At 71.3% G+C, this 24,961-nt stretch carries 28 protein-coding genes and 2 pseudogenes; 16 read left to right on the forward strand and 14 right to left on the reverse strand.

Annotation, left to right across the window (positions count from 1 at the left end; genetic code table 11):
• Positions 1-478 precede the first annotated feature (478 nt).
• The 5 genes from MXD62_RS05115 to MXD62_RS05135 all read left to right on the forward strand — a co-directional run bounded on the left by MXD62_RS05115 (position 479) and on the right by MXD62_RS05135 (position 5,499).
• Entirely contained in the window at positions 479-1,615 is a 1,137-nt protein-coding gene (locus MXD62_RS05115) for a DegT/DnrJ/EryC1/StrS aminotransferase family protein (protein WP_248828278.1), read from the forward strand.
• On the forward strand, positions 1,612-2,667 hold the full coding sequence (locus MXD62_RS05120) for an NAD-dependent epimerase/dehydratase family protein (protein ID WP_248828279.1): 1,056 nt from the start codon (positions 1,612-1,614) through the stop codon (positions 2,665-2,667). The genes MXD62_RS05115 and MXD62_RS05120 overlap by 4 nt, the downstream gene beginning before the upstream one ends.
• A gap of 11 nt (positions 2,668-2,678) precedes the next feature.
• The gene (locus MXD62_RS05125; protein WP_248828383.1) at positions 2,679-3,836 is read left to right on the forward strand and encodes a glycosyl hydrolase; all 1,158 of its coding nucleotides are present in this window, start codon (positions 2,679-2,681) and stop codon (positions 3,834-3,836) included.
• A 172-nt stretch (positions 3,837-4,008) separates the two neighbouring features.
• On the forward strand, positions 4,009-5,121 hold the full coding sequence (locus MXD62_RS05130; RefSeq protein WP_248828280.1) for an EamA/RhaT family transporter: 1,113 nt from the start codon (positions 4,009-4,011) through the stop codon (positions 5,119-5,121).
• Between the two features lie 108 nt (positions 5,122-5,229).
• Entirely contained in the window at positions 5,230-5,499 is a 270-nt protein-coding gene (locus MXD62_RS05135; protein WP_020572301.1) for a hypothetical protein, read from the forward strand.
• Between the two features lie 312 nt (positions 5,500-5,811).
• Here the strand turns inward: MXD62_RS05135 and MXD62_RS05140 are convergent, their stop codons facing one another.
• On the reverse strand, positions 5,812-6,765 hold the full coding sequence (locus MXD62_RS05140) for an NUDIX hydrolase (RefSeq protein ID WP_248828281.1): 954 nt from the start codon (positions 6,763-6,765) through the stop codon (positions 5,812-5,814).
• 99 nt (positions 6,766-6,864) lie between these two features.
• On the opposite strand from MXD62_RS05140, the gene MXD62_RS05145 reads away from it, so the two are divergent.
• Positions 6,865-7,929 (forward strand): SPFH domain-containing protein, encoded by a 1,065-nt coding sequence (locus tag MXD62_RS05145; RefSeq protein WP_248828282.1) that lies wholly within the window; start codon positions 6,865-6,867, stop codon positions 7,927-7,929.
• Positions 7,926-8,843, forward strand: a complete 918-nt coding sequence (locus MXD62_RS05150) for a hypothetical protein (RefSeq protein WP_248828283.1) — start codon at positions 7,926-7,928, stop codon at positions 8,841-8,843. Before MXD62_RS05145 ends, MXD62_RS05150 begins: the two co-directional genes overlap by 4 nt.
• A 33-nt stretch (positions 8,844-8,876) precedes the next feature.
• Here the strand turns inward: MXD62_RS05150 and MXD62_RS05155 are convergent, their stop codons facing one another.
• The 3 genes from MXD62_RS05155 to MXD62_RS05165 all read right to left on the reverse strand — a co-directional run bounded on the left by MXD62_RS05155 (position 8,877) and on the right by MXD62_RS05165 (position 10,596).
• Positions 8,877-9,035, reverse strand: a complete 159-nt coding sequence (locus MXD62_RS05155) for a hypothetical protein (RefSeq protein ID WP_018500571.1) — start codon at positions 9,033-9,035, stop codon at positions 8,877-8,879.
• A 461-nt stretch (positions 9,036-9,496) separates the two neighbouring features.
• Positions 9,497-9,736 (reverse strand): DUF397 domain-containing protein, encoded by a 240-nt coding sequence (locus MXD62_RS05160; protein WP_248828284.1) that lies wholly within the window; start codon positions 9,734-9,736, stop codon positions 9,497-9,499.
• Complete coding sequence (locus MXD62_RS05165) at positions 9,733-10,596, reverse strand: helix-turn-helix transcriptional regulator (RefSeq protein WP_112106487.1); 864 nt, start codon at positions 10,594-10,596, stop codon at positions 9,733-9,735. The genes MXD62_RS05160 and MXD62_RS05165 overlap by 4 nt, the downstream gene beginning before the upstream one ends.
• 673 nt (positions 10,597-11,269) lie before the next feature.
• Here MXD62_RS05165 and MXD62_RS05170 point away from each other — a divergent pair.
• On the forward strand, positions 11,270-11,479 hold the full coding sequence (locus MXD62_RS05170) for a hypothetical protein (RefSeq protein ID WP_248828285.1): 210 nt from the start codon (positions 11,270-11,272) through the stop codon (positions 11,477-11,479).
• Positions 11,476-11,922 carry a hypothetical protein gene (locus MXD62_RS05175; protein ID WP_248828286.1) on the forward strand — a complete coding sequence of 149 codons (447 nt, stop codon included), beginning with the start codon at positions 11,476-11,478 and terminating at the stop codon, positions 11,920-11,922. Before MXD62_RS05170 ends, MXD62_RS05175 begins: the two co-directional genes overlap by 4 nt.
• 69 nt (positions 11,923-11,991) lie before the next feature.
• On the opposite strand, the gene MXD62_RS05180 is transcribed toward MXD62_RS05175, so the two are convergent.
• Positions 11,992-12,849, reverse strand: a complete 858-nt coding sequence (locus MXD62_RS05180; protein ID WP_248828287.1) for a phytanoyl-CoA dioxygenase family protein — start codon at positions 12,847-12,849, stop codon at positions 11,992-11,994.
• A 143-nt stretch (positions 12,850-12,992) separates the two neighbouring features.
• Here MXD62_RS05180 and MXD62_RS05185 point away from each other — a divergent pair, with 143 nt between their 5' ends.
• Positions 12,993-13,790, forward strand: coding sequence for a class I SAM-dependent methyltransferase (locus tag MXD62_RS05185; protein ID WP_248828288.1), 798 nt, complete (start codon positions 12,993-12,995; stop codon positions 13,788-13,790).
• Here MXD62_RS05185 and MXD62_RS40050 read toward each other — a convergent pair.
• The 3 genes and pseudogenes from MXD62_RS40050 to MXD62_RS05195 form a co-directional block, all read right to left on the reverse strand.
• Positions 13,787-14,119, reverse strand: a pseudogene (locus MXD62_RS40050) (dihydrofolate reductase); the annotation flags it as partial. The gene MXD62_RS05185 and the pseudogene MXD62_RS40050 overlap by 4 nt on opposite strands.
• A 76-nt stretch (positions 14,120-14,195) precedes the next feature.
• Positions 14,196-14,633: a PPOX class F420-dependent oxidoreductase gene (locus MXD62_RS05190; protein WP_248828289.1), complete on the reverse strand. Its 438-nt coding sequence runs from the start codon at positions 14,631-14,633 to the stop codon at positions 14,196-14,198.
• 39 nt (positions 14,634-14,672) lie between these two features.
• On the reverse strand, positions 14,673-15,146 hold the full coding sequence (locus MXD62_RS05195) for a MarR family winged helix-turn-helix transcriptional regulator (protein ID WP_368862313.1): 474 nt from the start codon (positions 15,144-15,146) through the stop codon (positions 14,673-14,675).
• A gap of 76 nt (positions 15,147-15,222) precedes the next feature.
• Between MXD62_RS05195 and MXD62_RS05200 the strand changes: the two genes are divergently transcribed.
• Both MXD62_RS05200 and MXD62_RS05205 read left to right on the forward strand, forming a co-directional pair.
• Positions 15,223-16,311: an epoxide hydrolase family protein gene (locus MXD62_RS05200; protein ID WP_248828291.1), complete on the forward strand. Its 1,089-nt coding sequence runs from the start codon at positions 15,223-15,225 to the stop codon at positions 16,309-16,311.
• Between the two features lie 53 nt (positions 16,312-16,364).
• Positions 16,365-16,691: an antibiotic biosynthesis monooxygenase gene (locus tag MXD62_RS05205; RefSeq protein ID WP_248828292.1), complete on the forward strand. Its 327-nt coding sequence runs from the start codon at positions 16,365-16,367 to the stop codon at positions 16,689-16,691.
• A gap of 119 nt (positions 16,692-16,810) precedes the next feature.
• Here the strand turns inward: MXD62_RS05205 and MXD62_RS05210 are convergent, their stop codons facing one another.
• From MXD62_RS05210 to MXD62_RS05220, 3 genes are all read right to left on the reverse strand, one after another.
• Positions 16,811-17,092 carry a sigma-70 family RNA polymerase sigma factor gene (locus tag MXD62_RS05210; protein ID WP_308301196.1) on the reverse strand — a complete coding sequence of 94 codons (282 nt, stop codon included), beginning with the start codon at positions 17,090-17,092 and terminating at the stop codon, positions 16,811-16,813.
• A gap of 85 nt (positions 17,093-17,177) precedes the next feature.
• Positions 17,178-18,071, reverse strand: a complete 894-nt coding sequence (locus MXD62_RS05215) for a hypothetical protein (protein ID WP_248828293.1) — start codon at positions 18,069-18,071, stop codon at positions 17,178-17,180.
• Positions 18,072-18,253: 182 nt separating this feature from the next.
• Complete coding sequence (locus tag MXD62_RS05220; RefSeq protein WP_248828294.1) at positions 18,254-19,147, reverse strand: NmrA/HSCARG family protein; 894 nt, start codon at positions 19,145-19,147, stop codon at positions 18,254-18,256.
• Positions 19,148-19,240: 93 nt separating this feature from the next.
• Between MXD62_RS05220 and MXD62_RS05225 the strand changes: the two genes are divergently transcribed.
• Both MXD62_RS05225 and MXD62_RS05230 read left to right on the forward strand, forming a co-directional pair.
• Complete coding sequence (locus tag MXD62_RS05225) at positions 19,241-19,891, forward strand: TetR/AcrR family transcriptional regulator (RefSeq protein WP_248828295.1); 651 nt, start codon at positions 19,241-19,243, stop codon at positions 19,889-19,891.
• Between the two features lie 125 nt (positions 19,892-20,016).
• Positions 20,017-20,457: a cupin domain-containing protein gene (locus MXD62_RS05230; RefSeq protein WP_248828296.1), complete on the forward strand. Its 441-nt coding sequence runs from the start codon at positions 20,017-20,019 to the stop codon at positions 20,455-20,457.
• Between the two features lie 9 nt (positions 20,458-20,466).
• Here MXD62_RS05230 and MXD62_RS05235 read toward each other — a convergent pair whose 3' ends face one another.
• Positions 20,467-21,312 (reverse strand): siderophore-interacting protein, encoded by an 846-nt coding sequence (locus tag MXD62_RS05235; protein WP_248828297.1) that lies wholly within the window; start codon positions 21,310-21,312, stop codon positions 20,467-20,469.
• Positions 21,313-21,369: 57 nt separating this feature from the next.
• On the opposite strand from MXD62_RS05235, the gene MXD62_RS05240 reads away from it, so the two are divergent.
• Positions 21,370-22,302 (forward strand): LysR family transcriptional regulator, encoded by a 933-nt coding sequence (locus tag MXD62_RS05240; RefSeq protein ID WP_248828298.1) that lies wholly within the window; start codon positions 21,370-21,372, stop codon positions 22,300-22,302.
• Positions 22,303-22,321: 19 nt separating this feature from the next.
• On the opposite strand, the gene MXD62_RS05245 is transcribed toward MXD62_RS05240, so the two are convergent.
• Complete coding sequence (locus MXD62_RS05245) at positions 22,322-23,251, reverse strand: nuclease-related domain-containing protein (protein WP_248828299.1); 930 nt, start codon at positions 23,249-23,251, stop codon at positions 22,322-22,324.
• Positions 23,252-23,659: 408 nt separating this feature from the next.
• Here MXD62_RS05245 and MXD62_RS40055 point away from each other — a divergent pair.
• Positions 23,660-23,764, forward strand: a pseudogene (locus MXD62_RS40055) (DJ-1/PfpI family protein); the annotation flags it as partial.
• Positions 23,765-24,011: 247 nt separating this feature from the next.
• On the opposite strand, the gene MXD62_RS05250 reads toward MXD62_RS40055, so the two are convergent.
• Positions 24,012-24,947, reverse strand: a complete 936-nt coding sequence (locus MXD62_RS05250) for an AraC family transcriptional regulator (protein ID WP_248828300.1) — start codon at positions 24,945-24,947, stop codon at positions 24,012-24,014.
• Between the last annotated feature and the right edge of the window lie 14 nt (positions 24,948-24,961).

Genomic DNA, 24,961 nt, shown 5'->3' on the forward strand with positions numbered 1-24,961 from the left:
GGGTGAGCGCCCGGGGGAGTTGTCGTGCCGTCGGATGTCCGACACCGATCGGGCCTACCCATTTGGTGATCCGCGTTCATCCTGGTGATGACAACACGAACCCGGCTGATCCTGATGAGTAGCAATCGCCTGGCCTTGGTTGCGGTGCGTCGCGCAAACACTGTGCACGGTTACGTTGTGGTGGGGATCAGGTGAAGGAAAAAGGCGTGCGGTGATGTGTCGACGGGGTTCTCGCGGCATCGGCGCGGCAGCAGCGACTGACGCTCTGTCGGGGGTCTGTAGCCTGCCAACGGCAGGGTCCGGTGCAAATCAACGCGATCTGGGCGGACCGGACCTTTGGTTTCGACCAGTTCGGATGGTCAGGTTTCGCGATGTTGCGAGCCGGTCCGGGGGCGAGCCGGTAGCGTTCGAAGCTGCTCGCGCTGCGTGCGCGACTGACTACAGCTAATAGGCTCGTTGACCTAGGGGGGTTGAACTGGTGCAGGTCCCCGCGGCGCGCATCGTGTTCTCGCCAGAAGACCGCGCGGAGGTCGCGTCGGTCGTGGCCGAGGTCCTCTCGACCGGTGCCCTGACTCTCGGTGCGCACACCCAGGAATTCGAGGCGGCGTTCGCGGCCATGCACGGCGCGCGCCACGCCGTCGCCGTGAACAGCGGAACGGCCGCCCTCGAGATCATCCTAAGAGGCATCGACGTGGGCGGATTCGACGTCGTCGTGCCCACGAACACCTTTGCTGCCACCGCGTTCGCGGTTCTCCGCGCCGGCGGTACACCGGTCTTCGCCGATGTGAGCGCAGACACCTTCGCGCTCAGCCCGGAGACTGTCGCCGCAGCCGTCACACCGCGGACGAAAGCCGTCGTCATCGTGCATATCGGCGGCATGATTCCGCCGGACATCGACGAGCTGTGTGGCCTCCTCGACGAGCGGGGCATCGTGCTCGTCGAGGACGCGGCCCACGCGCACGGATCAAGTCTCGCCGGCCGGCACGCCGGTTCCTTCGGGGTGGCGGGGTCGTTCTCCTTCTACCCGACCAAGCTGATCACGTGCGGTGAGGGTGGAATGGTCGTCACATCCGACGACCGGCTGCGCGACGAAGCCCTCCTCTATCGTGACCAGGGCAAGGCAGGATTCCTCGGCAACATTCACATCCGCGAGGGGTACGCCTGGCGGATGAGCGAGGTGCACGCCGCGACCGGCCGCGCCCACCTGCGTCACCTCGACGACTTCCTGGCCCGCCGCCGCCGGGTCGCGGCCCGTTACGACCAGGCGATCGACGAACTGGGCGTGGAACGGCCGCAGGCGGTCGAGGGCAGCGTCACCAACTACTACAAGTACCCGGTTCTTCTTTCCCGGGGCGTCGACCGGACGCAGGTGAAGAAGGAGCTCCGGGAGGGACACGGTGTCTCCATGGCGGGTGAGGTGTATGAAGCCCCGCTGCACCAGCAGCCGGTGTTCGAGCGGTATGCGCGGGTCCAGCTGCCGGTGGCCGAGGACATCTGCGCGCGGCACGTCTGCCTGCCACTGCATTCCGACATGACCGACGCCGAGGCCGAACATGTCATCTCGGCATTCCGTGCCGTCGTCCACGGAATGGAACTGGACGGTGCCCGGCGATGAAGATAGCCGTCACGGGAGGATCCGGATTCATCGGCGGTCACGTCGTCGACCGCCTCCTCGACGCCGGCCACGAGGTGCTGTCGCTTGACCTGAACACCTGCGGGCGGCCCGACCCGCGTGCCGCCTATCGCGAGATCGACGTTCTCGACCTCGAGGCGCTCGTCGACGCGTTCACCGGCGTGGACGTCGTCTTTCACATCGCCGGAATGTCGAACGTCGACTTCGCCTTCGCCGACCCGGTGCGCACGGTGCGCCTCAACGTGGAGGGAACCGGCAAGGTGTGCGAGGCGGCCCGGCGCACCGGCGTGCGCCGCGTCGTGTTCGCGAGCACCGTCTGGGTCTACGGCGCCGTGGCCGACGCGCCCGCACAACCGACCGAGCAGCCGTCCGGGCTCGCGGCGGGCAGCGTCCCCGCTCCGGCCGGGCACGGTGACCATCCGCGGCCCGCGCCGCTCACCGAGGACGCCGAGATCGTGCTCGCGCGGGCCGGCCACGTGTACACCTCGACCAAGCTCGCGGCCGAGCTGCTCCTGCACAGCTACCAGCAGACCTACGGGCTCCCGTTCACGATCCTGAGGTACGGCATCCCCTACGGCCCCGGCATGCGTGACGAGCTGGTGCTGGCCAGGTTCGTCCACAATGCCGTGCACGGCCGGCCGCTGACCGTCGCCGGCGACGGCCTGCAGTTCCGCAACTACGTCTACGTCCGTGATCTGGCCGACGCGCACGTGCTCGCGCTCGCCGACTCCGCGGCGAACGCCACCCTCGCTCTGGAGGGCAACGAGCCGGTGAGCGTGCTGGAGATGGCCCAGGCCGTCCAGCGGCACTTCCCCGGGACGGAGATCGAGCACATGCCAGCCCGGCCGGGGGACTTCCGCGGCCGGGAGATCTCCGCGCAGCGGGCCGCCGGCCTTCTCGGCTGGCGGCCGACGACGCCGTTCCTGGACGGCGTCCGGCAGTACATCGAGTGGTATCAGGCGAACCGGCAGCCACCCGCGGTGACTGCGCCGTCGATCGGGGATCTCGGCGTCTCCGCAACCTCGTCGGAATGAGCGTGTCGAAGATGGACGGGATCGAGGGGATCATGGACGACGTCACGGCGGAGAGCGAGCCCGAGTCTCGGCGCGGGAACGTGCTGCTGCTCTCCGGCTCCCTCGGAATGGGCCACGACGTGATGGCCGAGGCCTGCGCGACGTCGCTGGAGCGCCGCGGGTTCCACACCCGCACCGCGGACTGCCTGCGCATGACGGACGGCCGCAACGGCACGCTCGGGCAGAACGCCTTCCGCGGGCTGATCGCCGTCCCGGGGGTGTACGACGCGCTGCACTTCTCGCAGCTGCGTACGGGCGGGCGGGTGGCGCGGGCGATCGAGCGGACGTCCAGCCACTTTCTCGTGCCGCGGCTGCGCGAGGACATCCGGGCCGAGCCAGCCGACCTGGTGATCTCCATCTTCGCCTCCGCCGCGGCGGCGGTCAGCCGGCTGAAGTCGGAGTTCCCGGGGATGACCACGGCCGTGTTCTCCTCGGACTGCTGCGTGCACCGCATCTGGGTGCAGGACAACACCGACCTGTTCCTGGTGACGTCCCAGACCGCGGCCCGCTACGTGCGCCGGTTCGCCCCGCAGGCCCGGGTCGCCGTGGTGCCGACCCCGGTGCGCACCCCGTTCTACGACCCGCCGACCCAGGAGGAGGCCCGGGGCAATCTCGGCATCCCGCTGGAGAGCCGGTGCGTGCTGCTCATGTCCGGGTCGTGGGGCCTCGGCCCGCTGGTCGAGGCGGCCGAGGCGCTCGCCGCCGCCGGGGTGTGGGTGCTCGCCGTCGCCGGCCGCAACGAGAAGCTGGCCGCCCGGCTGTCCGCCCTCGCGCAGCGCGACCACCGGGTGATCCCGTTCGGCTTCACCAACCGGATCCCCGAACTTATGGCCGCAAGTAACCTGGTAGTGACCTCGTCGGGGGACACCTGCAGCGAGGCTCGCGTGATCGGGCGCGACCTGCTGTTGATGGACGTGGTCCCCGGCCATGGGCGGGACAACCTGCAGAAGGAGCTCGACCGCGGCCACGCCGAGGTGACCAGTACGGACTCGCTGTCCCTGACCCGGTCGGCCCTGGCCTGTCTGGACCGGGTCAAGCCGCCCTCGCAGCGGGTCGCCGTCAGCCCACAGGCCTGGGAGCAGGCATTCGGTGCGGCGCTGGCCCAGATCGGACTGGGCGTCCACTGGTGATGCCGCGCGCGCGGGTGGGCCAGGTGCCATGAAAGTCGATACGTCATGAGATGTGCTGGGGGAGCCGTCGCGTTGTGGGAGATGATGCCGCCGGGGTCGCCGCCGTTGGGGCGGCGCACCCTGGCTCGGCCGCCCGTGCCGGCGGATGGGACGCTGCGATGGTGAGCCGCGTATGAACACGGCGCTCGTACTCGGGCTGCCCACGACCATTGTCTCGGCGGCCCTGTACGGGGTCGCGCCGCTGCTGCAGGCGATGGCCGCCCGGAGGGAGGAAGCCGGCACCGGCCTCGGGCTCGGCCTGCTGGCCCGGCTGGCCACCCGGCCGCTGTGGCTGGTCGGCCTGGGGGTTGAGGCCGGCTCGTTCCTGCTGGAGGTCTACGCCCTGTCGGTGGCGCCGGTCGCGCTCGTCGCGCCGGTGATGGCCCTCGACATGATCGTGTTCACCATGCTCGCGCGCCGATTGCTGGGTGAGCGGATCAGCCGGGTCGGCTGGAGCGGCGTGGGCTCGATGGTCGCCGGCGTCGGCCTGCTCGCCTACGCCTTCCACCGCAACGCGGAGGTCGGCAGCCCGGCGGGCAACGGCGTCCTGCTCGCCTTCCTGGTGCTCGGGCTGATCTTCTCGCTGCTGTGCGCGTTCGGCGCGAACCTGGCCGCGGCGAAACGGCAGATCGCCGGGGCCGCGCTGGGGTTCGGGCTGGCCGCCGGGGTCAGCTACGCCATCGCGACCCTGGCCACCCGCCAGATCGGGCTCGCGGTGCACGAGCGCCGCAACAGCGACTCGACGCTCATCGACCTGCTGTCCACGCCGACGCCCTACGTCCTCATCCTGTTCTCCGTGCTGGCCCTCGGGCTGGAGCAGCGCGGCCTGCAGGGCCGGGCCGCGGTCATCGCCTTCCCCGTCACCAGCGGGGTCTCGGCGTTCCTCCCGGTGACTCTGGGACTGACCCTGTTCGACGAGCCCGCGCCGGACGGCCCGCGCCTGCTCGCCTTCGTCGTCTCGCTGGTGATGGTCGCCGCCGGCATCGGCGCGCTCGGCCGCGACCGGATGGCCGCCAACCGGTCGGTCGAGGACGAGCCGGTCGTCGATCCCCGAGCCGGTTACGGTCCCGCCGACGAGGACGACTATCGTCCCCTCGACGGTGCCACCGACCAGGACGACTGGGCTGTTCCCGGGACGGGAGCCGGCTACGACCGCGGCGGAACCGCCCCGGGCGGCGCGCCCGCGCACGGGTCGGCCGACAGGTTCGGCGTGGTCATGGACCCATTGCGGAGTGCGCAGAGCTGAGTCAGGATGGGGCTCATGGGCGAAATGTCCCGTGGGCCCGTGGGTCGGTGAGGGCACCGCGGCAGGCGTTCGAGGTGCGGCCCCGCTCGGCCGGGATTGGTGGATCGCGTGTACGCGGACGATTCGGGGTTCGACGATGCGGCGGGATACCAGGATCCGGGGTACCGGGTCGTCTCGGTCAATCTGCCGAGCGATCTCCTGGAGGTCGTGCTGCGCCGGGTCGGCCCGAACGGCCTGTCCGCCTACGTGACCCAGGCGCTGTGGCGCCAGGAGCCGCGCGCATCACTGATTGACTTCCACCGCTGGACGGCGGCCCTCAGTCGCGCGGCGCTCGACCAGGACGTGTCCCGCGCGGCGGAACCGCCCGCCCTGCACTGAGCTCGCTGCGGTTCCTGGGCCTTCCGGTGCGCTTCGCCGTTGCCGTTGCCGTTGCCGGCTCGTGGCTGGGGCTACTGGTGCGCCTCACTCGGATGGACGGCCGGGCGCCCGGGCGATCGGGGGGTGAACCCGGGCGGCCGGCCACGACGACTGTCTCACGCTCGGCACGTGATGCGTTACTTACAGTTTCTTGAGGTGTGCATCGCGTGAGCGAGTCCATAGGTATGACCGCATTGGCGCCGCCTGTTCCGTCTCGGTGCTCCTGAGTCGTTCCGGGGCGTTGGTCGCGGGCGACACACGGTGCTGGGCGGGTCAGCGGTCTCCGGGTTCCGGTCTCAGCATCGCCGGATGCAGCAGGCGGGTGTCCCCGCGGGTGAAGAGCTCGGCCGGACGGCCGCCGTCCCGTGTTGTGGTCCGTCCGGTCGGGACGAGGAAGCCCGCCGTGCGGGTGACCTTACGGTGGAAGTTGCGAGGGTCCAGCCGGGTTCCCCAGACGATCTCGTAGATCCGCCGAAGCTGCGCGACGGTGAACTCGGGCGGGCAGAACGCCGTCGCCACCGGGCTGTACTCGATCTTTGAACGGGCACGTTCGACCCCGTCGGCCAGGATCCTGGCGTGATCGAAGGCCAGCCCGGTCATCCCGCCGACCGCGCGGCCGTCCCCGACTGCGCCGCCGTCCGCGCTCCCCGCGCCTTCGCCTGTGCCGCCGTCCGTACTGTCCGCGCCCGAGTCGCCGTCCGAGCCGGATCGCGGGATGTCGGTGACCGCCCACCACCGGCTGGCCGCCGCGTCGGTGCCGGCGACGGGAACCGGAAGGTCGGGCGCGAGCGCCAGGTACGCGACCGTGGCCACCCGCCCGCGCGGGTCGCGGTCCAGGTCCGCATAGGTCGCGAGCTGTTCGAGATGGCCGGTGGAGCGCGCCAGGCCGGTCTCCTCCCGCAGCTCGCGGACGGCGGCCGCGTCGAGATCCTCGTCGGGCCGGACGAACCCGCCGGGCAGAGCCCACCGCCCCGCGAACGGCTCGATCCCGCGCCGGACCAGAAGGACGCAGAGAGTGTCATCGCGCACGGTGAGCACCACGAGATCCACGGCCAGCGGAACGGGGACGATCTCGGCCGGGAGGATCTCGGCCGGACCAGGCGCGGCGCCGGAGCCGAGCGCGGCGCCGGACTCGGACAGGGTGCCGGACTCGGACGGGGTGCCGGAGCCGGGCGTGGGGCGGGAGCCGGGCGTGGGGCGAGAGCCGGCGGCGGGCGGCGTGGTCATGGCGGCGATGGTATCTCGTCAGGTTGACGAGAAGGGGGGTAGGGCTCTACAGTTCCTCTTATCGTCAGTTCGACGATAAGAGTGTGAGGAGGTCCGGCGATGGCCGATATCAGCCGTGTTCTGTTCCTGCGCCACCTGCGTGGCACCCCGACGGCGTACATCCGCCACCAGCGGGGCACCGCCGTCGCCCACGAGGGCGTCGGCCTGGTGTTCTGGTACCGGCCGCGCACCGCCGTGATCAGCGAGGTCCCGGTGGACGACCGGGAGCTTCCGGTGGTCTTCCACGCCCGGACCGCGGACTTCGCCGACGTCGCCGTCCAGTCGACGGTCACCTTCCGCATCGCCGACCCGGCGCTCGCCGCGAGCCGTCTCGACTTCGGCATCGACCCCGAGCTGGGGAGCTGGCGCGAGGACCCGCTCGCCCGGCTCGCCGAGATGATCACGGAGACCGCCCAGCAGTACGCCGCCGACCAGCTCGTCCGCATGCCGCTCACCGACGCCCTGGTGGACGGCGTCGCGGCGGTCCGCCAGCGCGTCGGCCAGGGCCTCGGCGGCGACGCCCGCCTCGCCCAGACCGGGATCGCGCTCGTCGGTGTCCGGGTCGTCGCCATCCGGCCGGTGCCGGAGGTGGAGAAGGCGCTGGGCACCCCTACCAGGGAAAAGATCCAGACTGAGGCCGACCGCGCCACCTACAGCCGCCGCGCGCTGGCGGTCGAGCAGGAGCGCCGGATCGGCGAGAACGAGCTGCAGAGCAAAATCGAGCTGGCCCGCCGCGGGGAACAGCTCGTCGTCCAGGAAGGCGCCAACGAGCAACGCCGGATGACCGAGCAGGCGGCGGCGGCGCGGATCAGCGCCACCGCGCAGGCCGAGCGGGCCGAGACCGCGGCCCGCGCCGAGGCCGAGCGGGTGCGGCTGGAGGCCGCCGCCCGTGCCGACGCGGTCCGCCTGGTCGGCGCGGCCGAGGCCGACGCCGAGGCCGCCCGGGTCGGCGCGCTGGCCGGTATGGACACGGCGACGCTGGTCGCCCTCGCCGTGCGCGACCTGGCCGACCACCTGCCGGACATCGGTGCCCTCACCATCACGCCGGACGTCCTCACCGAGGCGTTCGCCCGCTTCGTCCGGCCCGGCCTGACGGCCGCCGTGCCGGCCGGCGGCGAGCGGTGAGCCTCGCTCCGCGCGCGGTGATCGTCCACCGGCGCACCGAGTACACCGAGCTGCTGGAGCACCACGGCACCCGTGGCCAGGCGGAGTTCTTCCTGCGGTCGCGGGGCCGGGACATCGCCGAGGTGGAGGCCCGGCACGCCGCCCAGACGGCGGCGCGGCGCCAGGTGGCCGCCGCGGTGCCGCCGAGCTGGCGGCGCGGTGAGGTGGAGCGCGCCGACCTCGACCGCTTCCTGTTCGACCCCGAGGATGTGATCATCTGTGTCGGCCAGGACGGCCTCGTCGCCAACGTCGCCAAGTACGTCGACGACCAGCCCGTCGTGGGCATCGACGCCGATCCCTCACGCAACCCCGGCGTGCTCGTCCGGCACCAGCCGGGCGAGACCGGGCGCCTGCTGGCCGTCGCCGAAGCGCTCCGGCGCACGGGCGGCGCCGGCGGCCCGTTGCGCCACCTCACCATGGTCGAGGCACGCTCCGACGACGGACAGGTCGTGCGTGCCCTGAACGAGGTCTACATCGGGGACCCCGGCCATCAAACGGCCCGTTACCTCCTGCGCGCGCCCGGGTACGACGGAGTCACGACAGAGCGGCAGGCGTCGTCCGGCCTGATCGTCAGCACCGGCACGGGCAGCACCGGGTGGTGCCGGTCCGTCTGGCGCGAGCGGCACAGTGCCCTGGACCTGCCGGCCGGCGAGGCACCCGCCCTGATCTGGTTCACCCGTGAGGCGTGGCCGTCCCCGACCACGGGGACGGCCTGCACCGAGGGGCTCCTTGTCGGAGCGGTCCGGCTCGAGTTGCTGGTCGAATCCGAGCGCCTGGTCGTCTTCGGTGACGGCATCGAGACCGACTCGGTGGCTCTCACCTGGGGCCAACGCCTCACGATCGGCATGGCGGACCGGCGGCTGAACCTCATCTGACGCACGGTCCCTGACCTGTGGTCCGACGTGCGGTCAGTGGCCGAAGCGCTCGATCGCCTTGCTGACCCGGGAGTTCGCCTGCGCGAAGCTGACCTTCCCGTCCACATACGCGGCGAGCGCGGCGCGGCGGACCCGCTCCGCACGCGGATCGCTCAGCGGGGTGTTCAGCAGGTTGGTCGTGGCGGTGGCCACGGCGATCACCTCCCGGTACCAGGGGAACAGGTGGAGTACTACGGGCGAATCCAAAGGAACGGACTGGGCTGTAGCGCGAGCTGAGCTGAGCCGAGCTGACCGAGCGGAGCAGTTGGATCGGGCTCGACGCGACCGTCGGCGCTGGTCGGAAACGCGGTGTGCGATGGGCAGGCGGCCCGGTCACGGAGTCGGCGCGGGGTGGCCGCCCGGCAGGTCGTGCCGGGTCAGGCCGGGGCGGGTACCCGCTCGATGGCAATCACGACGTCGCTCCTCCGTGACGGGACGGGCACCGTGCGCCCGCGCTCGGCCTCAGCGGGCATCGCACGATCGACACGACCGTGACGTTGGAACAACGCGGCCCGCACGAACATCTACAGAGTGCGCGACGTGAGCCGGTTACGCAAGAGCCGAAGAACGGCTGGTCAGCGGCTTGACACTCGCCGGCTGTCCGGATTCGCCGGTCAGCGGCGGGCGCGCGGGCGGTCGAACTCGCCGTCATGGACCCCGGCGAGGAACGCGTCCCACTCCGCGCCGCTGAAGGCCAGAACCGGGCCGAGCGGGTCGGTGGAGTCGCGGACCGCCACGCCGCCGTCGACGTCGGCCACCTCGACGCACATGCCGCCCTCCCCGCCGCTGTGACTGCTCTTGCGCCACGGGAGCGCGGCCGGGTCGGTGACCGCCGGTTTCCTGGACGTCATCATCGAAGCTCCTCCGAAACAGCGGAAATCAACGCCACGGAGTCCGCCGGGCCAAGAGCGGACGCCATCAGGTGATCCAACCTGACTCTATAGCGGCGAATTTCTGACGGACGTTCCAGGTAGAGGCTTCCGGCGCCTTTTTCTATGTAGACCACATCGTGATCCGTCTCGTCCGCGAATCCCAGAACGGAGAATGTGCTGCCCATACCGGCATGTGCCCCGGCCGCGAAGGGAAGCACCTGAACGGTGACATTCGGTAGTTCGGACGTCTTCGCGACCCACTCGAGCTGGGCGCGCATCGCCGCCGCGCCGCCGACCGGGCGGCGTAGGACCGCCTCGTCGAGGATCACCCAGAGCCGGGGCGGGCTGTCGCCGCGCAGCCGCGACTGCCGGTCGAGCCGCAGCGCCACCCGGCGCTCGATCTCGTCGTCGGGCGCCTCCGGGTTGCTCGCGCGCATCACCGCCCGCGCGTAGTCCGCGGTCTGCAGCAGGCCGTGAACGAGCTGCGGCTCGTACACGCTGATCGAGGAAGCGTCGGCCTCGAGGCCGATGTAGACCTCGAACCAGGCCGGGACCACGTCCTGGTAGGCCTGCCACCAACCATGCCGCCGCGACTCGCGGGCCAGGCCGAGCAGCGCCTCGCGGTGGTCGGCGTCAGTCACCCCGTACAGCCGAAGCAGGTCCGCCACATCCCTCGTGCGCACCGGGATCCGCCCGTTCTCCAGCCTGCTCACCTTCGACGCCGAGCAGCGCAGCACCTCGCGGACCTGCTCGACGTCCACACCCGCGGCCTCGCGCAGGCGGCGGAGCTCGGCGCCGAGCCGCCGGCGCCGCACCGTGGGACCGCTGTTCCTCGCCGTCACCCGTCCTCCCGGTCACCGGAACCGTTGTGGAGCATTCCGTTACGCATCCACAATCTGATCACATAGATAGTGCGCAATCTGTAGCGAAACCAGCACACAAGGGCTTGCATATGCGTGGTGCAAGCTCCATGCTGCAGAAGCGGTGCTCACCTTGAGTGGCGAAATCGAGCCCCTGGGTGAGATGTTGTCGACGATGGGGCCTACCGGGGGAGCGTCGGTGCTGGTCGGGACGGTATGGATGGCCGTGAGCCGGTGCCGCCCGCCCTGCCACGGCGGGTCGGCCGCCCACATCAGGTTGGGCTGCGCCATCGGGTCGGCCTGCCACGTCGGCATGGTCCCTCCGTCGATCCGTGCGGTCGGCCCGGTGACCGCGCCCGCCGCCCGTCAGGCCGCTGCCCGTCAGGCCGCTGCCCGCCGTGCCGCTGCCCGCCGTGCCGCCCGTCAGGCTGCCGCGCGCCGTGCCGCCCGTCGGCCGGCGACGGTCTCGGCCATGCCGTGTCCGGTGACAGCCCCAGCAGCCGGCCGGTTCGTGACCGACATCCGTCCGGAGCGCCTTCGCGGGGGCGAGTGCCGCGCCCGCGCGGCCGCCCCGCCAGAACTGGGAACTGGAGTCCCGATGAATCGTTACTCGCGCAGCAGGGGTCATTGCGGCCGGCGCGTCCGGCCGGCCACGATGCGATTGGGGGAGGCCGACGACCCCGACTCCTCCTCGATGTTCGGCGTGATCCTCTTCGCGGCCGGTCCGCGTCAGGCGCGCCGGATCGTCCTCGCCTTCGACTCCGCGTCCGACGCCGATGCGTACGCGGTCGAGAACCATTATGTCGACTACCTGGTCGCGCCGCTGTCCTTCCTGTCACCGGCGGGTATCCGCCGGGTCCGGTGAAGCGCGGCGAGACCCACCAGCTGGCGAGACCTTCCGACCGGCGAGACAACCCGACCGCCGAGAAGACCCGGCCGGCCGGTGAGAAGAGAGGCGGGACGACGATGACCCGGCGATTTCTTGTGTTCGACGGCGACGGTGAGCTCGTGGGCACGTTCGCGGAGTGGGAGGACGCGCATTCCTGGGCGCACCTAAGATCAGCCGAACCCGCGAATACCGGCCCCGTACAGGTGGAGGACCGCGCCGAGCGCCGCACCTGGACGGTGAGCGGCGAGCAGTGCCGGCTCACCGTCTGGCGGCGCCAGGTCGAGTACGGCTACTGCGCGCCGCCGCCGCCGGTGCCGCTCCCCGTCCCGCCCGCCTTCGTCGCTCCGTCGGCGCCGCCGCCGGGAACGGTGAGCTCGCGCCCGCGGAACAGGCTCCGCCGCCAGGTCAAAGCCTCCTGAGCGCAGGCTGCCAGAGCCGGGCCGCAACCGCCTCGGCCGCCGCAACCCGCCTCGGCCGGCTCGGCCGGCTCAGCCGGAGGCCGCCGGGTTGTGGCCTCCCAGCCCGCGGTGGATCGCCTGCTCCACCGGAGAGCGGGGGAGATCCGTGTCGCAGAGGAGCAGCGGGCCGTCGGGCTCGAGCGGCGGCTGGGCGAGGAACCGGGGAGTGGACCCCCGGTGCACCTGCGCGGCGTGGATCAGGAACGGGTGGCAGAGGTAGACATCCCCGGCCTGCCCGGTGGCCAGCGCGGTCGGACGGTCCGCGGCGTCGAGCCGGCCGGCCGCGTCCATCGTCCGGCACAGGTTCAGGACGTCCGTCCCGCGCCCACCGAGCGGCTCGAGGAACCGCGGGACGTCCAGATGCGAACCGACCTTGATCCTGGTCGGGGCATCGGCCGGGCCGACGTCGGAGAACAGGAAGAGCATCAGCAGGGCACGGCCGCGTGAGGCCACATTGAGCCACGGCCAGGGCGCTGTCGCCGCGGCCTGCGCCGGGTCGTCCGCGGCGTAGCTGCCATCCATGTGCCAGCCTGTGTCGCCCGGGTCGTCGGGGTGCGGGAAACGAATCGGGAAAGTGCCCAGCCCGACCCGGGGCAGCCAGCGCCCGGGGCCCACGAGCTGGTCGAACGCGGCACGCAGCCGCGGCGAGGACGCGGCGGCGCGGAACGGCTCGTCGGCGCGCCCGCCCACGCGGACGACAGGGTGCGTCCAGGTCGCGCTGTCCGCGGGATCGGCGTCGATCGTCTCCCAGAGAATCGCCCGGCCCGCGTCGGCGACCGCGCGGCTGAACGCCCCAGCCACCCGCACGAATCCGTCCGCGACGAACCTCTCGATCTCCTCGTCGGTAAGCATGGGACGGGACGACTCGGCCGTGAATCCGGACGTCATGGGCCACGACCACCTCCGGCGAACGATTCTGCCCGCGACCGGCAGTCGCCCGCCACGCATTTTTCGCTGCCCACCTCGGCGCGTCCGCGCTGGGCGGCTGCCTGCGACGGCGGGGTGTCGTGGGACGGGATTAGCCTCGGACTGTGCCGGAATCCGTGAACTTTGACCGTATGGCGGACCGCTACGACGAGACGCGGGGCGGGGCGGAACGTGGCCGGACCGTCGCCGCCGCGCTCGCTCCGCACCTGCTCGGCGAGACGCCCCTGGAACGCGCGCGGCTGCTGGAGATCGGCGTCGGTACCGGTCTGGTCTCCGCCGCCTTCGTCGAACTCGGCTGGTCCGTGGCCGGAGTGGATCTCTCCGAGCGGATGCTCGCCCGCGCCGCGGGACGGCTGCCCGGCCGGATCCTGCGCGCTGACGCCACCGCGATCCCACTCCGCTCAGGCACCGTGGACGCCTGCGCCGCGGTGCACGTGCTGCACCTCGTCGGCGATCAGCCCGCGGTGCTGGCCGAGGTCGTCCGGGTGCTGCGCCCGGGCGGCCGGTTCGGTTTCGTCGGGGCCGGGGCGCACGACGGATCGGACATCTCCGAGATCATCCAAGCCATGCAGGCCACGCTTGCCGACGGCGCGTCCCGTCGCGACGCGCCCGACACCGTCACCCGGCTCGCCGAGCAGGCCGGCCTGCGCCTGGTCGCCGACCTCACCCTCACCGGCGCGGGACGTCCCTCGACCCCGCTGGAAGCCGCCCGGCAGATCGAGCTCCGGACATGGTCGACCTTCTGGGACGTCCCCGCGTCGAAATGGTCCACGATCGTCGAACCCGCGCTGGACGCTCTTCGCGGTCTCCCGAACCCGACCGAGGCCCGGCCAGCCAGAATCCGTACGCCTTGCCTGATCTTCGAGAGCCAGTCTCCCGGGACGCCGGCTCGCGCAAGATAAGTCAATACGAAGACCGGAGTGTGGAACGGGGGATCCTCGCCCCACCACCCCGTCCATTCGTGGTCCTTCCAGGGGCCGCGCTGCGGCACGAACTTGTTCCGCCCCATGATCTCCGCGCCGATGCCCGGCTTCCGTGCTCCGGCAAGCGCGTCGTCCACCCCGGTGTCTCCGCCGTCCTCGCCGTGCATCGCGCGGAACGACCTGGTGTGGAAGAACCAGTCGTGCAACCGCCCCTCGGCGTGACCGAACGGCCTTTCGAGGCTCTGCCCCTCGCCGGTGCCATAACCGTCGAGGGAGATGGAGAAGTTGTGGACCCGTACACGAGACACGGGCCGACCTCCTGCTCTCGTGAAATGCGCGGTCGCGACGACGCGACGGTCGTCAGCGCGGCGTTCGGATAGCTGATCAGTGGGTGGCCGAGCCGGCCGCCGGTACCCACGGGCCGACACCACTGACGCGCTCCACGGCGTAGCGCACAATGAATCCCGGGCCCCGCGGCGCCGGGAACTCGGCGTCCGGCGAGATGTAGACCTTCGCCAGGCGGTTGAGCAGGTCCCAGGTGTCATCGCTCGGCGTGACCGTCGCCCGTGCCCGCACCACGGCGTACTGGTTCAGGAAGGCGCCCGGCACCCGCGGGGCGTCGAAGGACAACACGACCCGCGGGTCACGCTCGATGTTGCGTAGCTTCACCTGTTTCGACATGTGCCCGGTGACGATCCCGTCGCCGTCCAGGCCGATCCAGATGACCGTCACCTGCGGGCTGCCGTCGGCGTTGATGGTGGTCAGGTGGGCCATCGGGCCGGACTCGATGAGGTCCCTCAGTTCCTGCGGCAGAGTGCTCACGGGTCGATTCCCTCTCTTGTGTACCGGTGTCGGGGGGTGTCAACGTGCCGAGTGGTGATCGTCCAGGCGCTGCAGGAGGCGGACCAGCTCCGCGCGTTCGGCCGGGGTGAGCGGGGCGAGCAGTTCGTCCTGGGTCTCGTCGACGAGCTGGTCCAGAGTGTGCAGCCAGGACCGTCCGGCCGGGGTCAGCGTGACGATGTTGCGGCGCCGGTCGGCGGGGTCGGGGGCGCGTTGCACGTACGCCGTCTCGGCCAGGCCGCTCAGCACGGCCACCATGTCACTGCGGTGGATGCCGGTGCGCTCGCTGAGCGCGGCCTGACTTGCCGGGCCGCTGTCGCGGAGCGTGACCAGCGTCGCGTACTGCCACCGCGTCGCCCCCGCCGCGGCGAGACGGGCGTTCGAGATCCGTTCCGCGTGCACCGTGCCGCGGCCGAGGAGCCGGCTGGCCAGTGACCGCAGGCGCGCGGGGACGGCGGACGGGTCGGTCGGCCCGTGGCGGTCGCGTTCCGGCATGAACCGCATCCTAGGGGCTTGCGTTAGTGACACCAACGACCTAACGTTAGTGTCACTAACGTTAGGGAGACTAACGATGAAGATCGAACCCTTCCGCGTCGCCGTGCCGCAGGCCGACCTCGACGACCTGCACGCACGCCTCGACCGCACCCGCTGGCCCGACGAACTACCGGGCGTCGGAGACGAGTTCGGCGTGCCGCTGGCCAGGGTCAGGGAACTGGCCGACCACTGGCGCCGCCGTTACGACTGGCGTGCGGCGGAAGCCGAGCTGAACAGCCATCCGCAGTTCGTCACCGAGATCGACGGCCAGCGGATCCACTTCCTCCACGTGCGCAGCCCGCGGCCCGACGCGCTCCCACTGGTGCTGACCCACGGCTGGCCGGGGTCCATCGTGGAGTTTCTCGATGTGATCGGGCCGCTTTCGGCGGACTTCCACCTGGTCGTCCCGTCGATTCCGGGGTGGGGCTTCTCCGGCCCGACGCGCGAGCGCGGCTGGGACGTCGATCGGGTGGCACTTGCCTGGGCGGAGCTGATGCGCGGCCTGGGATACCACCGTTACGGCGCGCAGGGCGGTGACTGGGGGGCGTCGGTGTCCCGGGCCCTGTCGCAGCACGACGCCGACCACGTCGTCGGAATACACCTCAACTATCTTCCGACACCGCGGCTGCCGGGCGACCCGGACCGCACCCGGCTGACACCGGGGGACCAGGAGCGGCTCGCCCAGACCGAGGCCTACCTGCGCGACCAGCCGGCGGTTCGGCTGGTCAACGGCACCCGGCCGCAGACCCCGGCGTACGCCCTCAACGACTCGCCGGTCGGGCTGCTCGCCTGGCTGCTCGACCCGATGACGATGTGGGCGGCCCGGGACTTCCCGATCAGTCTCGACCGGGTGCTCACGAACGTGACGCTGTTCTGGTTGACCGGCACCGCCGGGACGGCGCCGCGCCTGCACCGGGAGACCGGCGGCCCGCGGTCGTGGCGGACTGTCCAACCGGTGGGCGTCCTCGTCCTGCCCGAGGACATCACCCGCCCGATCCGGCCGTATGCCGAGCGGCGGATGCCGATCGCCCGGTGGACGGAGGCCGACCGTGGCGGTCACTTCGCGGGGCTTGAGGTGCCCGAGCTGCTCGCCGCCGACATCCGCGCGTTCTTCCGGAGCCGGTGAGGCCGATAGCATCAGCGAATCGCGCGACCACCAGTTGGGGAAGCCGGGGCACCGTGACCGTCATCAAGATCAATGCCATCACTGTCGAGCCCGACAGTGGCGACGAACTGGCCCGTCGTTTCGCCGCGCGTGCCGGCGCCATCGATGACCGTGACGGCTTCGAGGGCTTCGAGCTGCTCAAGCCGACCGACGACCGCACCACGTGGCTGGTGGTGACCCGCTGGCGCGACGAGGAGTCGTTCCAGGCGTGGGTCAGCTCGCCGGCCTTCGCCCACGGGCACCGCTCGGAGGCGGAACGCGCGGGCGGCGAGGCACCCAGGCCGGTCGGCGTGCACAGCGAGCTGTGGAGCTACACGATCGCCGGCGGCTCCACGGGCTGACCCGGACTGACCGTTCCGTCACGCGCGGCGCCGGAGGTGCGCGATGCGTTGGACGACATCGGCCCGCGGGGTGAGTTGGCAGTCCGGCTGTGTCGTCATCACCGCAGCGGCGGCACCGGTCACCTGGAGGCCGTCTGATCGGTCGCCTGGCGATGGATGGCCAGCGCCTGACGTAGCCGCTCCCGGGCACGGTGCAGGCGCTGCCTGACCGCCGACGGCGTGATCCGCAGGATCTCGGCGATCTCGTCCGCAGTCAGGCCGTCCCAGCAGGTCAGCGTGAGAATTAGCTGGTCGGCCGCGGTGAGCTGCGCCAGCGCGGTCCGGACCTCGACGGCTTGTTCGGGCAGTGCAGCGTGCGTCGGGATGACAGAAGCCGCGGGCCGGTCGTGCTGACGAGGCAGGTGAACCGTTCCTCGGTCGTCTCCTCCGCTGTCGGCGTCTCAGCGCTCGACGCCCTATGGGCGGCGGATCTGACGGGCTCAGAGGTCACTGGTCGGTACCGATCCACTCGGAGCCACAGTTCGCCGTGATGTGCTGCCGGGCCGGGCCCTCATCGCCGCGGGCAGCGGCCTCGGCGATGTCGTGAAGGTTGTCCCTGACGCCACCCCCGTCGACCGCGGCGATGATCGGCCAGTACGGCATGCCGCGCATGACTCCTACAGCCCGCCCGGCCCGGGTGCTGTCACCCGTTCCGCGCGCAGCGAGCCATTCGCCGTCCCAGACACAGATCGCGTACCAGGCGAAAGTCGCCTGTACTCCGGTGACCTGCATCAGCGCCGGCTCCCGCTGGCCGTTCGCAACCTCTTGGTCAATGACGGGCTGCCAGCTCCGGCCGGCCGGCAGGGGGATGTCGGCCGGCCGTAACGACTCCATGGCCTCGCGAAAGTCCGACGCTCCGGTGTTCAGCCACTCACTCGTGTCGTTCTCCGTCATCCCCGGAGAGCCGAACAGACCTGTGCGGGCGGCAAGCTCGTCGCCGAAGGTGAACGCCGCTGTTCCCAGCAGTGCTGCGGCAGCCAGTCCGGCGACCGCAAAGCGTCGCCTGGCGGAACGGTTTCCCGGCGCCCGCACCGACATCAGTCCCGGGCGTTGCGGCTGCCCCGACCTGGCCAGCCACTGAGTCGTGCCGTCCGGCCCGGCCTCGTCAGCGGACCCGGTTCGTACAACCGCCCTCGTGAGCTCACTGACCAGGCGGGCGACGTCGTCGCGGCTCGCCAGGTCGGCTCTGACCGGGTCCGCGGACCGCACCCGGCGATCCAGCTCGCCGTCATCCGGCAACCTAATTCTGATCAGCCTCCAGCATCGACGTCGATCGGCTGACCAGAAGATGTCCGGCACGGCCGCCGGTGTGACATGGCGCTGGTGAGCGGGGGCGATCACGTGCCCGGCCGGGCGAGCAGCCCGCGCGGATGACGGCTCGCGCGCTGGCTGTGAGGGAGGTCTGCTGCCGTGGCATGATCACGATCGGCGGCCCGGTACCCGCTTCCGACGCCGCGGATGTTCCCCAGCTGACGGAGCCCGAGGTCCGGGCGCCGGATCAGCCGGATCAGCCGCGAGGCGTGTCAGCGGCTCGCCGTCTCGGCGAACAGCGCGGCGAATCTGGCCGCGCCTTCCCTCGCCAGCCACGTCTCGAAGTCCATCAGCCCCGGGTGCAGTCGCCGCAGTGCGGGAATGTCGGCCTGCCAGCCGTTGAAGGACTTCTCCCGCTCGAGGCCGTCGACGTCGACCCCGAGCTGGACGAGAGTCTCCCGGGGGAGCGGATCCAGCTGAAGGTCGCGCCCGGTCGCGCGGCTGATCGCGGTGATCAGGTGTTCGCGGGTCAACTCGTCGCCGGCCAGCTCCAGCGCCGCACCCACATAGCGGGCCGGGTCCGCGAAGGCGAGGGCGGCGAACGCTCCGATGTCGGTGACGGCGATGAGCTGAACCGTCACCCCCGCCGGGATCATCCGGACCAGAGAGGCCTGGCCGGTGACGCCGAAGACCGGGTCGGTGTGGTTCTCCGCGAACATGACGGGACGCAGCACGGTGGCGGGAAGGCCGAGCTCCCGGATGTGGCGCTCGATCCGCGCCTTCGAGGCCGCGGGGCCGTCCGGGTTTCGATCGACACCTGCCGCGGAGGTGTAGACGAGATGCCGGACCCCGGCGTTCCTGGCCGCGTCGGCGACGTTGACGCCGTACCTTTCCTCCCCCTCGACGAAATGGGGGGCGTGGCTTGCCGGCTGAACGCTGAACACGCCGTACACGCCCTCGGTGGCGGCGGCCAGCGCGTCCCGGTCGTCCAGGTCACCGGTCACCAGTTCGGCGCCGTCGAGGGCGAGCCGCCGCGCCGCCGGCCCGGCGGGGTCGCGGACCAGCGCCCTCACCCGCCACCCGTCGGCCAGGAGACGTCGCGCGGTGGCCCCGCCCTGTTGGCCGGTGGCCCCGGTGACGAGGATGGTCCGATCGGGCGTCGGCATGCGGAGCCCTTCTGTTAGGTTCGAGTCATCTTCCGGAGCGGTGCTCCGAAACATACGGAGCGGTGCTCCGAATGTCAATGATGGAGGAGCCGGTTGGCTGAGTCGCCGCGCGCGGACGCTCGCCGTAACTACGAACTGATCCTTGATGTCGCCCGGGACGTGTTCGCCGAGCACGGCATCGACGCCTCGCTACGGGACATCGCGCGCCGCGCCGGTGTCGGCATCGGCACGCTCTACCGCCACTTCCCGACCCGTGAGGCGTTGCTGGAGGCGTTGCTGGGCCGGGGCTTCGACGGGCTGCGCGCGCGGGCCGAGAGCCTGCTCGCCGCGCCGCGTCCCCGTGACGCGCTGCTCACGTGGCTGGGGGAGGTCGCCACCGGCTCCGCCGTCTACCAGGGCCTGCCCGCCTCGATCCTGGCGGCCCTCGAGGATGAGAGCTCGGCGTTGCACGGCTCGTGCGCGGCCATGCGTGCCGCCGGCGCCGGGCTGCTCGAACGTGCGGCGCGGACCGGGGCCGTGCGCGGCGACATCACCATCGACGACCTGCTCGCGTTCGTCACCGCGATCGCGTGGGCGAGCGAGCAGTCGTCCGACCCGTCGGGCCGGGCGGAACGACTGCTCTCAATGATGATCCGCGGGCTGGCCGGAGCGCGGGATCCACAGCTGGCACCGACCTCGGCTTCTGATCGCGACGGCGACGGCGACGGCCCCCGCCAGCCGTCTCCTGAGGCGACGGCGCCGTGACATTAACCGCCCCTACGCCCGATGCCCCTACGCCAGACGAGTCGCCCTCAGCCGGGCCGCAACCGGTTCGGGGCTTCGCACGCGGTCGCGACGAGGGCCGTCGTATCGACCTGCCGAACTGGTCGATGCTCGTCAAGGTCACCGCTGGCGACACCCTCGGCCGGCTCACCGTGCTGGAGGGGCGGATGGGCCCGCGGCAGCCCGGACCGCTCCCGCACGTTCACGAGGGCCACGACGAGACGTTCGTGCTCGTCGAGGGGCGGCTGCGGTTCCGCGTCGGGAACGGGTTCCACACCGCCGCCGCGGGCGAGACGGTGTTCGCCGGTCGACGGCTGGCACACGGCTTCGGGAATCCCTTCGACGAGCCGGCGCGCTATATCGCCATCCTCACGCCCAGTGGTTACGAGGACTATTTCGACGAGGTCGCGGAGCACGCCGCCAGGACGGGTTCGCTGCCCGGCGAGGCGCTTACCCGGGAACTGATGGCGCGTCACCGGACGGTCCTCGCGCCGCCTCTGCCAGACCCCGGAGCCGCCCCGCCGCCCGAGGTGGACGCCGGATCGTGAGTGGCCGGGTCAGTCCATGCCGCGTTTGCCCGGGGCCCAGAACGGCTGGACGATGACCTGGCGGCGCTCCCAGCCCCGCTCACTCACCAGGTGCTGGCGGACGGCCTGGCAGGTCCGGGCCTCCCCGGCGACGTAGGCGACGGGCCGGCCCGTCCGGCCATCGGATCCGGATCCGGTGCTGGTGCTGGTGCTGGTGCTGGTAGCAGGCTCCCGTGGATCGGGCAGGTCGAGGTCGGCGAGCGCCGCCGGCAGCAGCGGGGAGCCGGCGGCCGGGGCGCCGTGACGGTAACTCCAGGCGAGGTCCCCGGCCCGGGGCAAGGGCAGTGCGTCCGCCGGGTCGTCGCACTCGAACACGCCGCGGACCTGGGCGGAAGCGGGCAGGCCACGCAGGATCGCACCGAAGGGAACCGCCGCGGTGTCGTCACCGACGAACAGGTGGAAGCTCGCGTCGGCCCGCGCGACGAGGCGTCCGTCCGGCTTCGTGATGATCGCTTCGTCTCCCGGTGTGACGCCGCGGGCCCACGCGGCGCCGGGGGAGTCGCCGCCGTGGTCGTACACGGCCAATGTCAGCCGTCCGGCCGGGTGGTACTCCCAGACCGAGTAGCTGCGCTTGAGGTCGCGGGGCCCCTGCCGCCAACTGCCCAGCCGGGTCGGGTCCTGGGGGAACAGGGTCACGTTCTGGCCGGGCGTCCAGGTGAGGTCGGCGAGCACGGGGCCGGCCAGCACGATCCGGCGGGTGCGCCGGGCCAGCGGGTCGACGCTGTCGACCCGTACGCGCAGCAGCACCCGGTCCAGCAGCGCGAGTGGCCCCCGCCGGGGATGGGCCGGGGAGTCGGTCGGGGAGTCGTCGGTCACGAGGCGAGCGTAGGCAGCAGACGATCAGTACTCAAATGAAACTTACTCAATGGCAAGATGCATGGCATGCAATCGGTGGCCTCGCTGGACCTCAACCTGCTGGTGGCTCTCGACGCCCTGCTCGAGGAGCGGAGCGTCAGCGGCGCCGCGCGGCGGCTGCTGCTGACCGAGTCCGCGGTCAGCCGTGCGCTGGGGCGCATACGGCGAGCGATGGGCGACCCGGTCCTCGTGCGCGCCGGCCATCGGATGGTGCCCACCCCGCGGGCGCTGGCCGTCCAGGCCGAGGTGCATGCCCTGGTGGAACGGGCCCACGCGGTGTTCGCCCCGGTTCGGGAACCCGACCTGGCCACCCTGGCCAGGACGTTCACCATCCTGGCCAGCGACGCGCTGACCACCGCGATCGGCGTCGATCTGCTCGACCGGCTGACTCGGGACGCCCCGGGTGTGCGGGTGCGGTTCCTCCCCGAGCCGTCCGCGACCGACGACCCCCTCCGCGACGGGACCGCCGACCTGGAGATCGGTGAGATCGACTCGACCTCGCCGGAGATTCACATCGAGGTCCTGGCCGAGGAACAGGCCCTCGCTGTCGTCCGCACCGGGCATCCACTGACCCGGGGCCACCTGACGCCGGAACGCCTCGCCGCCGCCCGGCACGTCACGGCGTCCCGCCGGGGACGCTTCGCCGGCCCGCTGGACGAGGCCCTCGCCGCACGCGGTCTGCGCCGGACGGTCGCGGTCTCGGTTCCGTCCCACTCCGCCGCGCTGCTGCTCGTCGCCGGGAGTGATCTGGTCGGCCTGGTGCCGGCCCGACTCGGCCGTGGCCTGCTCGGCAGCCTCGGCCTGGTGGCCCTCGACATCGGCCTCGACCTGCCCACTCTGACGATCGGGCAGGCGTGGCATCCCCGCAATGAGGCCGACGCGCCGCATCGCTGGCTTCGCGGCCACGTGCGCGACACCATCCGGCACGCGCTCGCGCTCGATCCGCTGTGACAGGCCGCCCGGGCTCACATCAGGCGTTCAGCCAGTTGCGCCGGTCTCGCGCCGCGGCATAGATCCGCTCGACGTGGGCCGGTTGCCACACCCTCGGATAATCACCGAAGGCCACGATCTGATCGTGCCGGATGGCGTGAACTCGGATGGCATGGACATCATGACGAGAGGGCGCCTCGGACAGCTTCGCCGGCTCGACGAACGCCAGTACCCCCTCGACCCGCACGGGGAATCCGCAGACCCGACTCAGCACAGCCGACGCCCGCTCGGCCTCGGCCCGCGCCTTCCGGACGTACGGATATGTTTGGCTCCCCATCTTCACTGCCTGGTCGCCCACCCAGATCCTGGCGCCGGCGTGGTGTTTTGTGTTGAAAGTGAAAACACCACCTGGGCCGATCAGCAGGTGATCGATGTCGACGTTCCGGGGTAGCGGTATCGAATGCAGTACCCGCCATCCCCGACCGGGGAGCCGCTCCAGTTCCGCCCCCACGGTCTCCTCTCCGACCAGTCCCTTGCGCCATCCGTCGGTCTGCGACGGCCGGCGGCGTAGCCGGTTGAGCAGGGCGCGCCAGAAACCCGGTGTCAGCTCGTCGATCTTCGCGCGGATCGCCGCGCCCGGCGGGTTGCCGGCGAGGTCGTCCGCGGGATGGGGCGCCGCACCGATCGGCACAGGTACTTCCGGTATCCATCCCGCTAGCGGCGTCGGCGTCGATACCGGCGGTGATGCCGGCGGCGGGGCGGGCGACGGCAGCGGGTGCGCCGAAGGCTCCGGGTGCTGCGCCAGATAGGGGGCGAGGGCGTCGAGCACCGCGTCCCGATCCACGTCGAGCAGGATGTTGAGCTGATGGCTCCGCAGGTCGAACCAGGCGGCGCTCTGCCCGTCCGGAAGATTCACGTAGAGCCGCTCGTGCCCATACCGACGCCACCGCGTCACCTGTAACTCGCCCATGCCCACGTGCCCGTTCCTGCCGACGAAGATGACGGATCAAGGTCGATCAATCGCCTTTGTCGAATCCCGGGTCGACCGTTTTCAGCCAGCCGGTTCCCGTAGATGCGACTACGTCACACTATCCCCGGCGGGCGCACGCATCCAGCGATTCCGCGAAGTCCGGCGGGCCCGCGGCCGGTAAGATCGTCAGATTAGGTCGCTGACCAGGCGCGATTACTGATCGGAACGGAACTCCGGAGACCTCCGGAACCTCACGGGAACCAGAAATCCGAAGCACCGGTCCGGCTTACTGAACAACCGGCCCGGCACAGACCCCGGCTGATGTCGGTGCGAACCTGGCGGAGGTGGCGGTGTGAGATCCATTGGGATCTTGCTGTTCGATGACTTCGAGGAACTCGATGCGGTGGGGCCGGCATCGACATGGCCCTGCACCTCGTGGCGCGCCTGCGAGATGTCGAACGCGCCAGACAGGTTCGGCGCGGCATCCAGTACGACCTGCGGCCGCCGGCCTGACTTCGATCGGACCGGGGAGCTGCTGACAGCTTCCCGGTCCGATCGCCGCACCATTCCACCGTTCGAGTCAGCTTCGCGGCGCCGTCGCGGTAGCCGTGGTGGGGTTGAAGGAACCTTCTCGGTGGGGTTTCCCTCATTGCGGCACGGGCAGTGCAGGTATCAGCCACCGGGGCTGACGCGGACGGCCCTCGTGCTGCCTCTGCTGGACTCTGGCGCGGTCCCGCCGCGATAGCCGAGGTGAACGGGGTCAGACGGGATGTTGGGCTCTGCTCTGGACGCGGTAGCGCCCGGGAGGGATGGCTCGGTCGCGCGAGAAGGCACGGGAGAACGCGTACTCGGAGGTGTAACCGACGGCGCGGGCGACGACATCGATCGGGTCGTCGGTGTCGCGCAGCCGGCGAGCGGCCAGGTCCATGCGCCATCGGGTGAGGTAGGCGGCTGGGGTTTCCCCGACGAGGGCGGGAAAGCGGCGCGCGAGGGTGGCGCGGGAGACAGCGACGTGGTCGGCGAGAGAGTTCAGCGTCCAGACGCGGCCGGGGGCGGCGTGCAGAGCGCTGAGCGCCGCGCTGACGACGGGGTCGTTCAGCGCACGCAGCCAGGAGGCCGACGGCCCGGTGGGCTCGGCTCGCAGCCAGGCCCGTAACACGTGGATGAGCAGGACATCCACGAGCCGGTCGAGCAGTGTGGTGGTGGCTGGCCCGGGTTCGGCGAGTTCGCCTGAGAGCAGCCGGACGGTGTCGGTGAGCGGGCCGGCGCCGGGTGTCCCGGCGGGTACGTGGACCACCTCGGGCAGCACGGTGAACAGCGGGGTGGTGACGGCGGGATCGTGCCGGTAGGAGGCGCACAGGATCCTGGTCCGCGCCGGTCGGGGCCCGACGTCGAGCCGACCGTCGGTGGCGAGCGCGGCTTTCGACGCGGCGTGATCGAACGGTTCCAGCGGGCCGTCCGGGTCTCCGGCCAGTCCGTGTTCGGACCCGGTGGGCAGGAGGACGACGTCGCCGGGCATGAGCCGCACGGGGGGTTGGCCGGGCAGGCGTAACCAGGCGGTGCCGGCGGTGACGGCGTGGAAGGCCGCCGCGGAGATCCGGAACAGCCGCAGCCCCCACGGATCGCCGGCGTGGACCGTGGCCGCGACGGTTCCGCGTACCCCGGCGACGCTCAGCACGTCGGCGAGCAGATCCATTGCCGCAGCCTACC

Source organism: Frankia sp. Mgl5, assembly GCF_023242985.1.
In the GTDB taxonomy this organism is placed as follows: domain Bacteria; phylum Actinomycetota; class Actinomycetes; order Frankiales; family Frankiaceae; genus Parafrankia; species Parafrankia soli.

Bases quoted from the DNA above. Each gene is read 5' to 3' on its own strand.
- MXD62_RS05120 (WP_248828279.1), top strand. From the start codon at position 1,612: ATGAAGATAGCCGTCACGGGAGGATCCGGATTCATCGGCGGTCACGTC.
- MXD62_RS05125 (WP_248828383.1), top strand. From the start codon at position 2,679: ATGGACGGGATCGAGGGGATCATGGACGACGTCACGGCGGAGAGCGAG.
- MXD62_RS05130 (WP_248828280.1), top strand. From the start codon at position 4,009: ATGAACACGGCGCTCGTACTCGGGCTGCCCACGACCATTGTCTCGGCG.
- MXD62_RS05140 (WP_248828281.1), bottom strand. From the start codon at position 6,765: ATGACCACGCCGCCCGCCGCCGGCTCTCGCCCCACGCCCGGCTCCCGC.
- MXD62_RS05145 (WP_248828282.1), top strand. From the start codon at position 6,865: ATGGCCGATATCAGCCGTGTTCTGTTCCTGCGCCACCTGCGTGGCACC.
- MXD62_RS05160 (WP_248828284.1), bottom strand. From the start codon at position 9,736: ATGATGACGTCCAGGAAACCGGCGGTCACCGACCCGGCCGCGCTCCCG.
- MXD62_RS05170 (WP_248828285.1), top strand. From the start codon at position 11,270: ATGCGATTGGGGGAGGCCGACGACCCCGACTCCTCCTCGATGTTCGGC.
- MXD62_RS05180 (WP_248828287.1), bottom strand. From the start codon at position 12,849: ATGACGTCCGGATTCACGGCCGAGTCGTCCCGTCCCATGCTTACCGAC.
- MXD62_RS05195 (WP_368862313.1), bottom strand. From the start codon at position 15,146: ATGCCGGAACGCGACCGCCACGGGCCGACCGACCCGTCCGCCGTCCCC.
- MXD62_RS05200 (WP_248828291.1), top strand. From the start codon at position 15,223: ATGAAGATCGAACCCTTCCGCGTCGCCGTGCCGCAGGCCGACCTCGAC.
- MXD62_RS05220 (WP_248828294.1), bottom strand. From the start codon at position 19,147: ATGCCGACGCCCGATCGGACCATCCTCGTCACCGGGGCCACCGGCCAA.
- MXD62_RS05230 (WP_248828296.1), top strand. From the start codon at position 20,017: ATGCTCGTCAAGGTCACCGCTGGCGACACCCTCGGCCGGCTCACCGTG.
- MXD62_RS05240 (WP_248828298.1), top strand. From the start codon at position 21,370: ATGCATGGCATGCAATCGGTGGCCTCGCTGGACCTCAACCTGCTGGTG.
- MXD62_RS05245 (WP_248828299.1), bottom strand. From the start codon at position 23,251: ATGGGCGAGTTACAGGTGACGCGGTGGCGTCGGTATGGGCACGAGCGG.
- MXD62_RS05250 (WP_248828300.1), bottom strand. From the start codon at position 24,947: ATGGATCTGCTCGCCGACGTGCTGAGCGTCGCCGGGGTACGCGGAACC.